Below are 13,746 nucleotides of genomic sequence, written 5' to 3'. Positions count from 1 at the left end.
CATGAGCATCCGCATCAACCTCACCAGCGTGTTCGTCGACGACCAGTCGAAGGCCCTCGCCTTCTACACGGGTGTGCTCGGTTTCGTCGCGAAGAACGACATCCCCCTCGGCGAGCACCGGTGGCTCACCGTCGTGAGCCCGGATGATCCGTCGGGGCCCGAGCTTCTGCTCGAGCCTGACGCACACCCGGCTGCGCGCACGTACAGCGCGGCGCTCGTGGCCGACGGGATCCCGGCCGCTTCGTTCACCGTCGACGACGTCAGGGAGAGCCACACGGCGCTGTCGGGGCGAGGGGTGACGTTCACGCAGGCGCCGGTGGCGATGGGGCCGGTCGTCACCGCCGTGCTCGACGACACGTGCGGAAACCTCATCCAGCTCACAAGTCCCGCCTGACCGCAGCCTCGCCTGACCGCACACGGCGCACGCCGCCACACCCACGCCGGCCCGTCATCGACTCGCTTGTCAGCGGAGCACGGTGCGACTGGTCGCTGTCGACTCCAGACGCACTCCGTCCGGGACGAACAGGGTCACGACGGGTGGATGCCAGACACCGGCGACAGTGACTCGCGAGGATACCCCGTCGGGTGAGCCCGCCGACACGATCGCCGCGTCGGAGCCGAGCGCCCCGAGGAACGTGGACGCCTGCTCAGCGACCGCAGCATCGGTCAGCCGCGCGGTCGGCTCGCCCCCGACGGTGGTGAAGACGAACCCGTCGGCGCCCGCGAGTGCGGCACCGTCGGCGAGCGCGTCCACGCGCTTCTGCGCGAGGTAGAGGCTCGTCGCGTCGACGCACACGAGCACCAAGACGAGGGCGAGGACGACGTAGCCGAGGGTGAGCGGCAGGATGCTGCCCTCCTCGCCCGCGGCTGCGCGGCGCCATCGAGCCGACCCTCCCCCACGAGGCTTCGTGACCTCACACGATGCGCGACTCATCCCGCACTCCACGTTCGCGACACCTTCTGCGCGGAGGTGGCCTCGACCGGCACGCTGGCGAGGCGATCCAGCCCAAGCACATCGGGAACGAGCGGAAGCGCGACGGTCGCCGACACGGTGACCACCACCAGGGCGCCGGCTTGCGGACAGTCACCGGCCGGGCGACATCCGACCTCGACGCGCACCGCGGCCGGATCGATGCCGTACTCGTCGACGACCGATGCCAGCACCCGCTCGACCCGACCGGCCGCGGCGCCGGCATCCTCGGCCGTCGAGATCGCTCGCGCGATATGACGCGCAGCGGCCTCGGTGCCGAGCGACTGATGCTGAACGAGCGACAACGTGATCACCAGGTAGATCAGCGGCACGAGCATCAGCAGACCGACCACGATGAACTCCAGCGCCGCCGAGCCGGCATCGTCCGCGACGACACGCGTCGCCCTCGCGTGCAGCCACCTGAGAGCCGTTGCGGGCGTCGCCGTGGACCGCGGCTCAGTCGAAGCTCTCCAGGGGCGCATGCGCGGTCACCTCCATCCCGTGGGGCAGGCCGAACAGACCCGCCAGCGGCAGCGTCGCGCGCACGGTCACCGCAACCGCCGGGTGTCCGAGATGGGAGGTCTGCGTGACATCGACGTCGGCGGCGTACTCCGCCCCGACCGTTCGCGAGACGATCTCACGCGTGCGCGCAGCGCCCTCGCCCAGCGTCGTATCGGCGAGCGCCGCGCGGTGCGCGCCCTCGGCGGCGGCGTCGTGGACGACGTTGCGCACGTACAGTCCGACGCCGAGTTGCAGCACGGCCAGCGTGAGGGCGGTCAGGAGCACGCCGACGAGCACGAACTCGACCGGCGCCGAACCCGTGTCATCCGCGAGGGCGGCCGCGATGCGCCTGCGGAGCCTCGTCACCGGGTCAGAGACCCGACACGCGGTTGATCGCCTGCTCGAACAGACCGGCCAGCGCCGGACCCGCGAGCGCCCAGATCACCACGACGAGCCCGGCCGTCATGAGCGTGATCAGCACCCAGCCGGGCACGTCACCGGTCTCGTCCTCCAGGGCGTCGGCAATGCGCGTACGCACGGCGACCTCGAAGCGGCTCCAGATTCGCAACATCCGATTCTCCTTCTGTGTCATCCGACCCCCAGCCGCAGCATGAGGATCCCGGGGAAGACCGCGAACAGAACGCTCAGCGGCAGGATCATGAAGACGAGGGGCACCAACATCGCGATCTCCTTGCGTCCCGCACTCTCGATGAGCGCGCGCTTGGCGTCTTCGCGGGCGTCGGCGGCCTGAGCGTGGAGCACGTCGGCGAGCGGCGCACCACGGTCGATGGCCGCGACGATCTGATCGACGCTGCGTGTGAGCGCGGGAAGCTCGAGCCGATGCGCCATCGCCGCGAGGGAATCCGCCAGCGACGACCCCGTGCCCACCTCCACCACCGCGGTCCGGATCTCGGCCGTCAGCTCGCCGGCGCCCACCGACGACACGCGACGCAGCGAGTCGAGCATCCCTTCGCCCGCCGAGAGGCACAGCGCGAGGAACTCCAAGACCGTCGGCACTTCTTCGCTGATGCGCGACAGTCGGGCGGACGCCGCCCGCGACAGCCACACGTCGCACCCGAAGTAGGCGATCGCCCCACCGACGACCGGCAGCAGAAGGGATGCGGCTCCCCCGCGTCCGAGCAGAACGAGCGCCACCGCGAACACACCGCCGGCCGCGAAGCCGGCGAGGGCACCGCCGAGCTGCCTCGCCCGGAACGTGGTGACGTCGACGCGCCACCCCGCCTGCCGCAGGCGCCGCTCGATCGCCTCCGACGAGCCCACCACGCGACCGAGCGCGTCCGCGAGGCGTCGTCCGATCGTGCCGGCGTCCCACGCGGGAAGGCCGCCCCCGTCGACGACGACACCGCGCGGGTCCACGACGTCGCGCACGTACGGGGCGATCCGGCGCGACAGGCTCGGCGCCCCGATGCGCGGAGCCCGCGCGAGCACGAAGCATGCGCCGAGCCCGAAGGCCGTGCCCAGCACGATCGCAAGCGCCAGTTCCGTCACGCCCGTCACGCGAACCACCGCCGCGGCTCGGGAAGACGGCCCAGCCGGATCATGACCCGGTAGGCCACGACGGACATGACCGCACCGACGACGATGAGCACCACGCCCTCCGGGCTGCCGTACGCCTGCGCGCCCTCGGGCCGCAGCGCGAGAAGACCGAGGATGACCCACGGCGCCGTCACACCGAGGACGGCGGCACCGCGCACCCACGACTGACGCGCCTCGACCTCCGCCCGCAGGGCGGCGTCAGCGCGCACCGATGACGACAGCGCCCGCAGGACCGTCGTGAGCTCCGTCCCTCCCACCTGACGCGCCATGCGGAGCGTCTCGATGATGCGGTCGGCGACGGGATCTCCGAGGTTCTGCTTCAGGTGAGCGGCGGCGGAGTCGAAGTGGCCGGAGGCGGCGATGTCGCGCGCGAAGACGGCGAAAGCCGGGCGCAGCGATGCCGGCGCTGAGTCCGCGAGCGCCGCGACCGCGTCCGGAAGCGACATCCCCGCCCGCACCGACGCGATCAGCAGATCGCACACATCGGGCCAGAGACCGCGACGAGTGCGGCGCAACCGCGTGCGCCGCGACCGCAGCCAGGCGACGGGAGCGAAGGCGGCGGCGACGCCGGCCACCACGGCGAGCGCGGCGACCTGGGTGATCAGCCACGCGAGTGCACCCGCGACCAGGGCGCACAGCCCGCCGACGGCGACGACGCTCGTGGCCGCCACCCGCGCGAGGCCCGCTCCTTCGAGCAACGAGGACACGCCCCCGGTCACCGCCGCCGGCGGCTTCGGTCGCTCCGGCCAGACCCAGGGGGAGATCGCCAGCAGGATGCCGGCTGCCAGGGTCGCACCCCAGATCCAGGTCACGGCGACACACCCTCAGCGCGATACAGCGTCTTCGCCGCGATGCCGCCGCCGTCCACGCCGGTGGGGGCGACGATCTCCACCACGCGACGCCGGCCGTCAGGCTCTCGACGGCAGTGCGCCACGAGGTGCACCGACGAGGCCACGGCCGGCTGGATGAATCCGGCGTCGATGTTGCGACCGGCCAAGAGCGGGAGGGCGGCCAGCTTGGTCAGCGCCTCGCGTGCCGAGTTCGCGTGAATGGTCGCGGCGCCGGGCACGCCCGTGTTCAGCGCCAACACGAGATCCAGCGCCTCCGCGTCGCGCACTTCGCCGACCACGAGGCGATCCGGCCGCATGCGGAGCGCCTCCTTCACAAGGCGTCGCAGGCTCACCTCACCGCTGCCCTCCAAGCTCGGCTGCCGGCCCTGCAGCGACACGATGTCGGGGGCTTCGACCGCCAGCTCGAACGTCTCCTCCACGGTCACCACGCGCGTCTCCTGCGTGCAGGCGGCGATGATCGCTCCGAGGAGCGTCGTCTTGCCCGCGTGGGTCGCACCCGACACGACGATGCTCCGACCGGTGCGGACCCCGTCGAACAGGATCTCCGCCGCCTCCGGGGCGAGCGACCCCGTCCGCACGAGCTCCCGCAGGTCGCGCAGGCTGGGAGAGAACTTCCGGATGTTCACCGCCCAGTGACGACGCGTGATGTCGGGGATGACGACGTGCAGCCGGGAGCCGTCCGGAAGCGACGCGTCCACGAACGGCTGCGAGAGATCGACCCGGCGACCGGTCGAGTGCAGCATCCGCTCGACAAGATCGCGCACGGCGACGTCGGTGAGGGTGAGCGGCACCCGTTCGGCCACGCCCGCGCGAGCCACGAAGATGCGGTCCGGCGCGTTGATCCACAGCTCCTCCACACTCGGATCGTCGAGGTAGACCTGGAGCGCGCCGAACCCCGACACCGTCGCGAGCACCTGCCGCACACACGCAGCCTCGTCATCGACCGGGCGAAGCCCGCGGGCGAGAGCGAAGTCGTTGTGGCGTCGCACCTCGGAGCGGGCGATCTGCGCCGCCCGGTCCGGTTCACGCGATGGGTCGGCGGCCTCGCGCCGCAACCGCTCGCGCACACGCTCGGCCACCGACACGGCAGGATCGGCGGTCAGGGTCACCCGGGAATCCTCGCAAGTCCGGGCGCGGCGCCGTGTTCGTTATCCACAGGTGCGCCATGCGAGCGGGCGCGCGAGAATGAAGACGATTGCGAAAGGATCACCATGGGAACCGCCACGAAGAACCTCTCCCCCGTCTCGAAGCTCGGCCTCGGCGTCGTCGGCGTCGTGCAGGTCGCGTTCGCCTTCCTCGCCTTCTGGGACCTCGCGCACCGCGATCACCGCGACGTCGTCGGGTCGAAGCCGATGTGGGTACCGGTGATCCTCGTCAACTGGATCGGTCCGGCCGCCTACTTCCTCGTCGGCATCCGGCGCTGAACCCGGGGGAAACCCCCACAGAAGACGTTCACCGCGGTCAGTAGACTTGACCCACTTCGCGGGAGTGGTGAAATCGGCAGACACGCAGGATTTAGGTTCCTGTGCCCTCGGGCGTGTGGGTTCAAGTCCCACCTTCCGCACGCGATGACCTCGCACGCCCTGACCGAAGCCGTTCCGACGCTGGGACTTCCTTGGATCTCCGACCCGCAGCACTGATCCCCTTCCTCGACCCTGCCGCGATCATCGACGCAGCCGGTCCCTGGGCGCTCCTCGTGGTGTGCGGGATCGTGTTCGCCGAGACCGGCCTGCTCGTCGGGTTCCTCCTCCCCGGCGACACGCTGCTCATCATGGCCGGCCTGCTGTCGAATCCCACCGCGCATCCGCCCCACGGTGTCTTCGGCGTGAACGTCTGGCTCGTCGGACTCCTCATCGGCCTGGCGGCGTTCCTCGGCGGCGAGGTCGGCTATCTCATCGGGCACAAGGCCGGCCCGCGCATCTTCGAGCGCAAGGAATCCGGCTTCTTCAGCGTCAAGAACGTCGAGCGCACGAACGCGTTCTTCGAGCGGTTCGGCGGGCTCACGATCATCCTCGCGCGCTTCGTGCCCATCGTCCGCACCTTCGCGCCGGTGGCCGCGGGTGTGGGGCACATGAACAAGTGGACCTACACGCTCTACAACCTCATCGGCGCGGTGCTGTGGGGCTTCGGGCTCACCGTCTTCGGATACGGCATCAGTCTCATCCCCGGAGTCGGCAAGATCGTCGCGGACTACATCGACGTCATCCTGCTCGTCGCCGTGCTCGGCACCGTCGCCTTCGTCGCGACCCACTACGTGCAGCAGCGCCGGAAGGCGCGCCGAGCTGCCGAGGCAGGAGAGGACGTCGTCACCGACGAAGACGAAGCCCGCCACCTCGTGCTCGAGCACGACGTCTTCGACCACCCGGACCGCTACGGCGAGAGCGCCCGCCGTCACGACCACGACGATCCCGACGCCCCCGCACGCTGAACCCACGCGCGGGAGCCGCGGGGATGGCGGCTACGACGCCTTGGCCGACTTCTTCGCGGGCTTCTTCTTCGGCGGCGCAGCCGACCCCTCGCCGTCCGACTCCTTCGATGCCTTCGTACCCGCCGTGGTCGCCGACCGCGCGGCGCGCGACTTCTCCACGCTCGCCCGAAGGGCCTCCATGAGGTCGATCACCTCGCCGCCGGAAGCGTCGTCGTCGCGTTCACCGAAGGTCTGCGCGGTGTCGACGGCGTCGCCCTGCTCGAGCTTCGCATCGATGAGCGTGCGCAACTCGGCCTGATACTCGTCTTCGAACTCCTCCGGGTCGAAATCGCTCGCGAAGCTGTCGACGAGAGCGGCGGACATCTCCAGCTCCTTCGCCGAGATCCTGACGGATTCGTCGAGCGCCGGGAAGGACGCCTCCCGCACTTCGTCCGCCCACAGCAGCGTCTGGAGCACCAGCACCTCACCGCGCACACGGAGCGCCGCCAGGCGCGTCTTCTGCCGCAGCGAGAAACGCACGATCGCGGTGCGGTCGGTCTGCTCGAGGGTCTTCCGCAGCAGCACGTACGCCTTCGGCGAGGCCGAGTCCGGTTCGAGGTAGTACGCCTTGTCGAGCGTCAGCAGGTCGACCTGCTCGCTCGGCACGAACTCGACCACGTCGATCTCTCGACTGCGCTCGCTCGGCAGCGCATCGAAGTCCGCCTTGGTGAGGATCACGGTCTTCTCGCCGTCGTTGTAGGCGCGGTCGATGTCGGCGTACGGCACGACCTCGCCGTCGATCTCGCAGATGCGCTGGTAGCGGATGCGTCCGCCGTCGGCGTTGTGCACCTGATGCAGCGGCACGTCGTGGTCTTCGGTCGCCGAGTAGACCTTGACCGGAACATTGACCAGGCCGAAGGTCAGCGCGCCCTTCCAGATGGCTCTCACCACACCAGTACACACCCGTCACAGGGCTCGCTGCCACCCCTTGCGGACGGCGGGCGGGCCGTGCGGAGGACTTCCCGCACTAACCTGAGGCCATGGCCGGGGCGGAACAGCTGGTGCGCATCGACGGCCGCCGTCTGCGAATGACGAACCTCGACAAAGTGCTGTATCCCGCCACCGGCACCACCAAGGGCGAGGTGATCGACTACTACACGCGCGTGGCTGACGTGCTCCTGCCGCACGTGGCCGGACGCCCGGTCACCCGCAAGCGCTGGCCGGACGGCGTCGGCACCGAGGCCCACCCCGGGGCCTCGTTCTTCGCGAAGGACCTCGAACCGGGCGCCCCCGCGTGGGTGCGGCGCCTGCCCATCGCCCACTCGGGCGGCCCGAAGGACTATCCGCTCATCGCCGACGTGCCGACCCTCGTCTACCTCGCCCAGGTCGCGAGCCTGGAGCTCCACGTGCCCCAGTGGCGCTTCGACGCCGACGGCCAGCGCGGCACTCCCGACCGCATCGTTCTCGACCTCGACCCCGGTCCGGGCGTTGGTCTCGCCGAGTGTGCTGAGGTCGCTCGGCACGCGCGGCACATCCTCGATGGCATGGGGCTCGAGGCCTTCCCGGTGACAAGCGGCAGTAAGGGCATCCACCTCTACGCGCACCTGGACGGCGCCTGGTCGAGCGAGCAGGTCTCCGGCGTGGCTCGGGAACTCGCCCGGGCGATCGAGGCGGACCACCCCGACCTCGTCGTCAGCCAGATGGCGAAGGCGGAGCGTGCGGGTCGCGTGTTCATCGACTGGAGCCAGAACAACGCCGCGAAGACGACCATCGCACCCTACTCGCTTCGGGGACGTGCTCACCCGACGGTCGCCGCGCCTCGCACGTGGGAGGAACTCGACGATCCGAAGCTCTCGCATCTGACCTTCGACGAGGTGCTTCGTCGCGTGGACCGGCTGGGCGATCCCCTCGCCGCCCTCGATCCGCGTCCGTCCCGCGCGCCGCTCACGGCCTATATCGCCAAGCGTTCCGCGTCACGCACACCGGAGCCCGTGCCCGAGCATCCCGCCGGGGAGCCGTCCGATCCGCGCGCGCAGCCTCGATTCGTCATCCAGGAGCACCACGCGTCCCGGCTGCACTGGGATCTCCGCCTCGAACGCGACGGCGTGCTCGTGAGCTGGGCGGTGCCGCGCGGAGTTCCCCACACCCACGCACGCAACAACCTCGCGGTGATGACCGAGGACCACCCGCTGTCGTACCTCGACTTCCGCGGCGTCATTCCGAAGGGCGAATACGGTGCCGGCACGATGACGGTGTGGGACACCGGTCACTACGAGCTGGAGAAGTGGCGCGACGACGAGGTCATCTTCACCGCCCGCGGCCGCGATGACGGCCCCCTCGGTGACGTGCGCCTGGCTCTGATCCGCACGGACGGTGAGGGTGAGAAGTCCACCTGGCTGCTGCACCGCATGAAGACGGATGCCGTCGGCCGACCGCAGGCCGAGGGTGCACCCGTCGAGCCAGCCGACCACGCGCACCTGATCGCCGACGCGGAAGGCCCCACCCCCGCCGAGCATGTCCCGAAAACTGCGGCGAAGACCACGGCGAAAGGACGGAAAGCGGGACATGCGGACAAGAGGTCGGGCGCCGCGCCGGACTCGAGCGCCCTGCGACCGATGCTCGCCGTCAACGCAACGCCCGCCATCGCTCGGCAGGCTGCGCGACGCTGGGCCGACCCGGGGGGCTCCGCGTGGGCGGAACTGAAGTGGGACGGCGTGCGCGCACTCGGCATCTGGGACGGCCGTTCCCTCCTGCTGCGTGCACGCAGCGGCGCCGACATCACGGCGACCTACCCGGAGCTCACGGCGGCACCGCCCGACCTCGGGCCGGTGCCGGCGATCATCGACGGCGAGGTCGTCGCGCTGGACGAATCCGGACGACCGAGCTTCCCGTTGCTGCAGAGTCGCATCAACCTCACCGACCGGCGCGAGATCGCCCGGGAGGCGGCGCGCACGCCGGTGCAGTGGTATCTCTACGACCTGCTCTCCCTCGATGATCGCGACGTGTCCGACCTGCCGCTGTCGGCTCGGCGGGAGCTGCTGGAGAGCATCGCCGGCGACGCGGCGTCGCCGCTGCGCGTGCCGCCGGTCTTCGACGACGTGGATGCGGCTCTCGCCGCCGCAGAGCGATTCGGCCTGGAGGGGGTGGTCGTGAAGGATCCGGCCTCCCGCTACCGCCGCGGCGCGCGCAGCGAGTCGTGGCTGAAGGTGAAGCTCACCCGCACGCAGGAGGTCGTCATCGGCGGCATCCGGCCGGGCAGGGGCGGTCGGAGCGGCCGCATCGGGTCGCTCCTGGTCGGCATCCCCGGCGACGACGGTCTGCGCTACGCGGGCCGCGTCGGATCCGGGTTCTCCGACGCGACGCTGGCGCGACTGGAGAAAGAGCTCCTCCCCCGGCGCACCGACGCCGATCCGTTCGTGGGCGTCCCGGCCGCTGACGCCCGCGACGCGCAATGGGTGTCGCCGCACGTGGTCGGCGAGGTGGAGTTCGCCGAGTTCACTCCCGGGGGGATCCTCCGCCACGCGCGCTGGCGCGGCCTGCGCCCTGACAAGTCGCCGGCCGAGGTGCGGCGCGAGGACTCCTGAGACCGGGTCAGGCGTGCGCGTCGTGCTCGACGTGATCGGCGGGCTCGAGCTGGAACGTGGAGTGCTCGACGTCGAAGTGGTCGGCGAGGCAGGTCTGGAGCGAGGCGAGGATGGCCGGGCCACGACCGTCGCGAAGGCAGACGTCGTCGACCACCACGTGCGCGCTGAACACGGGTGCGCCGCGGGTGAGCTGCCACACGTGCACATCGTGCACGGCGGTCACGCCCGGTGTGCGCAGGATGTGCTCCCGGATCTCGGCGACATGGATGTCGGCCGGCGCCGCCTCGCTCAGCACCGAGGCGACTTCGCGCAGCAGCCCGATCGCGCGCGGGATGATGAGGGCGGCGATCGCGAGGGAGGCGAGGGCGTCGGCGCCGGTCCAGCCCGTGGTGACGATGACGATCGCGGCGACGATGACCATCGCCGATCCGATGAGGTCGCCGAGCACCTCGAGGTAGGCGCCCCTCACGTTGATGCTGTGGCGCTGCGCCGCACTCAGGAGCCACATCGCGATCGCGTTGGCGATGAGGCCGACGACCGCCACGACGAGCATCAGCCCACCGGCGACCTCGTGATCGTCCGAGCCCACGAGGCGCGTCGCCGCCTCGACGGCGATCCATGCCGACAGCGCGATGAGGATCACGCCGTTGATGAGGGCCCCGAGCACCTCGGCCCGCTGATAGCCGAAGGTTCGTCGATCGTTGGCCGGCCGCGCGGCGACGATGCTCGCCAGGAGAGCGATGACGAGGGCCGCGGTGTCGGCGAACATGTGCCCCGCGTCGGCGAGGAGCGCGAGGGAGCCGGTGAGCGCGGCGCCGACGATCTGCACGATCATCACCGACGCGGTGATGATCAGCGACAGGGTCAGCAGGCGGCGATTGCTCGCGCCCCGGAGCCCGGGGGCATGATCGTGCATGCATCCCAGGCTAGGACGCGCCCTCGCCGCCGACACGCATCCACCTGAAGTCGGGAACGATGCCGGTTCTCATTCCTACCCCCGGACCGATCAGACGGCGACGAGCAGCGGCAGGAGGGCCGCGAACGCGCGCGCACGGTGCGATACCGCGTTCTTCTCCGCGGTCGACCACTCCGCAACCGTCCGCTCGGCCGAGCGGTCCTGCCCATCGGGGATGAAGACCGGATCGTATCCGAATCCCCCCACGCCGGCCGCTTCGGTCGCGAGGCGCCCGGGCCAGACGCCGGCGACGGTCTGTTCCGAACCGCTGGGGATGACCAGCGCGATGGTCGAGACGAACTGCGCCGCGCGATGCGGATCCGCGACGTCGGAGAGCTGGTCCAGCAGCAGCGCCAGGTTCGCTCCGGCATCCTTCGCGTGCCCCGCCCAGTAGGCCGAGAACACCCCCGGTGAACCGCCCAGCACGTCGACGCAGATGCCGCTGTCGTCGGCGAGGGCCGGGAGCCCGGTGTGGATGCTCGCCGCACGCGCCTTGATCAGCGCGTTCTCGGCGAACGTGACGCCGTCTTCGACCGGCTCGGGTCCGTCGTACGCGACGACCTCGAGATCCGGCCGCGCCTCGGCGACGATCGCCTGGAACTCCTCGACCTTGTGCGGGTTGTGCGTGGCCAGCACGATGCGGCCGGCGCTCGGCGCTGTCATGCCCGGCGCCCGCTCAGCGCGGCTGTCCGGCGCCGTCGAGCACCGACACCTGCTGGTCGCGCAGCTCGGCGCATCCGGCGAGTCCCAGCTCGAGGAGCTGGTCGAGCTCGCGCTTGTCGAACGGCGCCCCCTCCGCGGTGCCCTGCACCTCGACGAAGAGACCTCGCCCGGTGACGACGACGTTCATGTCGGTCTCGGCGCGCACGTCTTCGACGTACGCCAGGTCGAGCATGGGCGTGCCGTCGATGATGCCGACCGACACCGCCGACACCGAGTCGAACAGCACGTTCGAGCGCTGGGCGACGAACTTCTTCTCACGGCCCCACTCGATCGCATCCGCCAGTGCCACGTAGGCGCCGGTGATCGCGGCGGTGCGGGTGCCGCCGTCGGCCTGCAGCACGTCGCAGTCGATCACGATGGTGTTCTCGCCCAGCGCCTTGGTGTCGACCACGGCGCGAAGGGCGCGGCCGATCAGGCGCGAGATCTCGTGGGTGCGCCCCCCGATCTTCCCCTTCACGCTCTCGCGGCTGTTCCGCTCGTTGGTCGCGCGCGGCAGCATCGCGTACTCGGCGGTGACCCACCCCTTGCCCTTGCCCGTCAGCCAGCGCGGCACGCCGTTGGTGAACGACGCGGTGCACAGCACCTTGGTCCCCCCGAACGAGATGAGAGCGGACCCCTCGGCCTGTGTCGACCATCCGCGTTCGATGGTGATCGGGCGCAGCTGGTCGACGGTGCGGCCGTCGGCACGGGTCATGTCGGTCATGTTCCTCCTCGGATGCGGTTGGTCTTCAGCGGGGCAGATCGATGGCGCCGGTCTGCACGAGACGCACGTCTCGCACCTCGCGACCCATGAGACGGTGCGCGAGATCGACGAAGTCGTCGGCGGATGATCCGGTCGCCTCGTACAGGTGACGGGCGACCGCGTCGGGGCCGGCCAGCAGATCGCGGCCGACGAGTTGGCGATAGACGTCCTTGGCGGTCTCGGTGTCGCTCGAGACCAGCGAGACGTCGGGCCCCATCACGTAGCTGATGGCGCCCTCGAGGAACGGATAGTGCGTGCAGCCCAGCACGAGGGTGTCCACGCCCGCGTGACGCAGTGGCGAAAGGTACTGCTCGGCGACAGCGAGCACCTCCGGGGTGTCCGTCACCCCCCGCTCGACGAACTCCACGAAGCGCGGACACGCCTGCGCGAACACCGTGAGCCGCTCATTGACCTCGAGCATGTCCTGATAGGCGCCGGAGGCGATCGTGCCGGCGGTTCCGATCACGCCGATGCGGCCGTTTCGCGAGGTCGACATCGCCGTGCGCACCGCGGGACCGATCACCTCCACCACGGGAACGTCGTAGCGCTCGCGCGCATCGCGGAGCATCGCCGCCGACGCGGTGTTGCACGCGATGACGAGCATCTTCACCCCCTGCTCGACGAGGGTGTCGAGGATCTCCAGGGCGTAGCGGCGCACGTCGGCGATGGGCTTCGGGCCGTACGGCGAGCGCGCGGTGTCGCCGATGTAGAGGATCGACTCCCGCGGCAGCAGCGCCGAGACCGCCCGGGCGACGGTCAGTCCGCCCACTCCGGAGTCGAAGATCCCGATCGGCGCGTCGTCCACGATCGACCAGCCTACCCGCCGACGGCCGGCCCGCCGCGGCGTGGCTAGGCTGGCGATCATGCGCGCCCGCGACAGCACCGCTCTGCTCACCGACCGCTACGAGCTGACGATGCTCGACGCCGCCCTCCGCGACGGCACCGCCCACCGCCGCTGCGTGTTCGAGGTGTTCGGCCGGCGACTGTCAGCGGGGCGGCGGTTCGGGGTCGTCGCCGGCACCGGCCGCCTGCTCGACCTCATCCGGGATTTCCGCTTCGGCGACGACGAGCTGCGGTACCTGCGCGATGAGCGCATCGTGGATGCCGCGACCGCCCGGTGGCTCGAGGACTACACGTTCTCCGGAACCGTGACCGGGTACCGGGAGGGCGAGCTGTACTTTCCCGGCTCGCCCGTGCTCACCGTCGAGGGCTCGTTCGCCGAAGCGGTCATCCTCGAGACGCTCGCCCTGTCCGTGCTCAACCACGACTCGGCGATCGCCACGGCCGCCGCGCGCATGAGCATCGCCGCCGGCTCGCGGCCCCTCGCCGAGATGGGATCCCGTCGCGCCGGGGAGCAGTCGGCGGTGGCCGCCGCTCGTGCCGCGCACATCGCCGGGTTCGGGGCCACGAGCAATCTGCAGGCCGGCCGCGCGTGGGGTGTCCCGACGATGGGCAC

16 protein-coding genes, 1 tRNA gene and 1 pseudogene are annotated in these 13,746 nt (G+C 70.7%); 6 read left to right on the top strand and 12 right to left on the bottom strand.

Features of this window, described 5'->3' with window-relative positions:
- Window position 1: 1 nt before the first annotated feature.
- The gene (locus tag B4E30_RS12210; protein ID WP_272872950.1) at window positions 2-394 is read left to right on the top strand and encodes a VOC family protein; all 393 of its coding nucleotides are present in this window, start codon (window positions 2-4) and stop codon (window positions 392-394) included.
- Between the two features lie 69 nt (window positions 395-463).
- On the opposite strand, the gene B4E30_RS12205 is transcribed toward B4E30_RS12210, so the two are convergent.
- From B4E30_RS12205 to B4E30_RS12175, 7 genes are read right to left on the bottom strand one after another with little or no spacing between them, the layout of a single operon-like run.
- Window positions 464-934, bottom strand: a complete 471-nt coding sequence (locus B4E30_RS12205; protein ID WP_194385010.1) for a pilus assembly protein TadG-related protein — start codon at window positions 932-934, stop codon at window positions 464-466.
- The gene (locus B4E30_RS12200) at window positions 931-1,452 is read right to left on the bottom strand and encodes a TadE/TadG family type IV pilus assembly protein (protein ID WP_194385009.1); all 522 of its coding nucleotides are present in this window, start codon (window positions 1,450-1,452) and stop codon (window positions 931-933) included. Before B4E30_RS12200 ends, B4E30_RS12205 begins: the two co-directional genes overlap by 4 nt.
- Complete coding sequence (locus tag B4E30_RS12195; protein WP_228480982.1) at window positions 1,427-1,837, bottom strand: TadE/TadG family type IV pilus assembly protein; 411 nt, start codon at window positions 1,835-1,837, stop codon at window positions 1,427-1,429. The genes B4E30_RS12200 and B4E30_RS12195 overlap by 26 nt, the downstream gene beginning before the upstream one ends.
- Window positions 1,838-1,841: 4 nt before the next feature.
- Window positions 1,842-2,042 carry a hypothetical protein gene (locus B4E30_RS12190; protein WP_071042990.1) on the bottom strand — a complete coding sequence of 67 codons (201 nt, stop codon included), beginning with the start codon at window positions 2,040-2,042 and terminating at the stop codon, window positions 1,842-1,844.
- 17 nt (window positions 2,043-2,059) lie between these two features.
- Window positions 2,060-2,989 (bottom strand): type II secretion system F family protein, encoded by a 930-nt coding sequence (locus tag B4E30_RS12185; protein ID WP_071043373.1) that lies wholly within the window; start codon window positions 2,987-2,989, stop codon window positions 2,060-2,062.
- A complete protein-coding gene (locus B4E30_RS12180; RefSeq protein ID WP_286716681.1) occupies window positions 2,986-3,840 on the bottom strand; it encodes a type II secretion system F family protein in 855 nt (284 codons plus the stop codon). Before B4E30_RS12180 ends, B4E30_RS12185 begins: the two co-directional genes overlap by 4 nt.
- Window positions 3,837-4,988: a CpaF family protein gene (locus B4E30_RS12175; RefSeq protein ID WP_286716679.1), complete on the bottom strand. Its 1,152-nt coding sequence runs from the start codon at window positions 4,986-4,988 to the stop codon at window positions 3,837-3,839. The genes B4E30_RS12180 and B4E30_RS12175 overlap by 4 nt, the downstream gene beginning before the upstream one ends.
- A gap of 102 nt (window positions 4,989-5,090) precedes the next feature.
- Here B4E30_RS12175 and B4E30_RS12170 point away from each other — a divergent pair, with 102 nt between their 5' ends.
- The 3 genes from B4E30_RS12170 (at window position 5,091) to B4E30_RS12160 (ending at window position 6,307) form a co-directional block, all read left to right on the top strand.
- Window positions 5,091-5,303 carry a PLDc N-terminal domain-containing protein gene (locus B4E30_RS12170; RefSeq protein ID WP_071042985.1) on the top strand — a complete coding sequence of 71 codons (213 nt, stop codon included), beginning with the start codon at window positions 5,091-5,093 and terminating at the stop codon, window positions 5,301-5,303.
- Between the two features lie 58 nt (window positions 5,304-5,361).
- Window positions 5,362-5,443, top strand: a tRNA-Leu gene (locus B4E30_RS12165).
- 51 nt (window positions 5,444-5,494) lie between these two features.
- Window positions 5,495-6,307 carry a DedA family protein gene (locus B4E30_RS12160; RefSeq protein WP_286795430.1) on the top strand — a complete coding sequence of 271 codons (813 nt, stop codon included), beginning with the start codon at window positions 5,495-5,497 and terminating at the stop codon, window positions 6,305-6,307.
- A gap of 30 nt (window positions 6,308-6,337) precedes the next feature.
- On the opposite strand, the gene B4E30_RS12155 is transcribed toward B4E30_RS12160, so the two are convergent.
- Entirely contained in the window at window positions 6,338-7,234 is an 897-nt protein-coding gene (locus B4E30_RS12155) for a Ku protein (RefSeq protein WP_286717107.1), read from the bottom strand.
- A gap of 92 nt (window positions 7,235-7,326) precedes the next feature.
- Between B4E30_RS12155 and B4E30_RS12150 the strand changes: the two genes are divergently transcribed.
- Window positions 7,327-9,870, top strand: coding sequence for an ATP-dependent DNA ligase (locus B4E30_RS12150; protein WP_286717109.1), 2,544 nt, complete (start codon window positions 7,327-7,329; stop codon window positions 9,868-9,870).
- 7 nt (window positions 9,871-9,877) lie between these two features.
- Here the strand turns inward: B4E30_RS12150 and B4E30_RS12145 are convergent, their stop codons facing one another.
- The 4 genes from B4E30_RS12145 to murI form a co-directional block, all read right to left on the bottom strand.
- Window positions 9,878-10,786, bottom strand: coding sequence for a cation diffusion facilitator family transporter (locus tag B4E30_RS12145; protein ID WP_286717111.1), 909 nt, complete (start codon window positions 10,784-10,786; stop codon window positions 9,878-9,880).
- 90 nt (window positions 10,787-10,876) lie between these two features.
- Window positions 10,877-11,488, bottom strand: coding sequence for an RdgB/HAM1 family non-canonical purine NTP pyrophosphatase (rdgB, locus tag B4E30_RS12140; protein WP_286717113.1), 612 nt, complete (start codon window positions 11,486-11,488; stop codon window positions 10,877-10,879).
- A 13-nt stretch (window positions 11,489-11,501) separates the two neighbouring features.
- Entirely contained in the window at window positions 11,502-12,251 is a 750-nt protein-coding gene (gene rph, locus B4E30_RS12135; RefSeq protein WP_286717116.1) for a ribonuclease PH, read from the bottom strand.
- A gap of 25 nt (window positions 12,252-12,276) precedes the next feature.
- Complete coding sequence (gene murI / locus B4E30_RS12130; protein WP_071042977.1) at window positions 12,277-13,095, bottom strand: glutamate racemase; 819 nt, start codon at window positions 13,093-13,095, stop codon at window positions 12,277-12,279.
- A 58-nt stretch (window positions 13,096-13,153) separates the two neighbouring features.
- Between murI and B4E30_RS12125 the strand changes: the two are divergent.
- Window positions 13,154-13,746, top strand: a pseudogene (locus B4E30_RS12125) (nicotinate phosphoribosyltransferase); the annotation flags it as partial.

The sequence above is a fragment of the Microbacterium sp. UBA3394 genome (genome assembly GCF_002358725.1).
Lineage (GTDB): Bacteria > Actinomycetota > Actinomycetes > Actinomycetales > Microbacteriaceae > Microbacterium > Microbacterium luteum.
Note: the sequence above shows the minus strand (reverse complement) of the source record. Positions and strands in the feature narration are given on the sequence as shown.